This is a genomic window from Janthinobacterium violaceinigrum (assembly GCF_009208555.1).
Taxonomy (GTDB): Bacteria; Pseudomonadota; Gammaproteobacteria; order Burkholderiales; family Burkholderiaceae_D; genus Janthinobacterium; species Janthinobacterium violaceinigrum.
Genome location: NZ_WFLI01000113.1, coordinates 1 through 447 on the forward strand (window position 1 = coordinate 1; position 447 = coordinate 447).

Below are 447 nucleotides of genomic sequence, written 5' to 3' on the forward strand. Positions count from 1 at the left end.
GTTCAGCAAGGATGCCGCATCGAGACGCAACATGTCCGCCTGCAACACGCCACGCGTGTTGTCCAGCGCAGTACCACCCACATGAAGGCCAGTGGTCGCGGCGATCACGCCATCGGTATTGTTCAACGTACCTTTACTAACGACAGAAGCAGCCGCCGCCGAGGTGACACGGCCCTTGCTGTTGTCCAGCACGCCCGCCTGCAGATTCAACGTCCCCGTGCCTGCATGCTCGATCTTGCCATCGCGGTTCGCCAGCGTGGCCGCATCGATGTTCAAGTCATTGCTGTTGACGGCAATGCGGCCCGCTGTATTGTCCAGATTGCCGGTGACGATGCGCGTGTCGCCCGTGCCCGTCTGCAAGATGGTACCTTTTGCGTTGTCCAGATTGCCCACATGCAGGTCGAGCTGGCCTGCCTGCACCGTGCCTTCCGTGTTGTGCAAGGTGAC

1 protein-coding gene is annotated in these 447 nt (G+C 60.6%); it reads right to left on the reverse strand.

The window, feature by feature from the left end; translation table 11 throughout:
• A partial coding sequence (locus GCN75_RS28870; protein WP_152285378.1) for a hypothetical protein occupies positions 1–447 on the reverse strand: 447 nt, incomplete at both ends.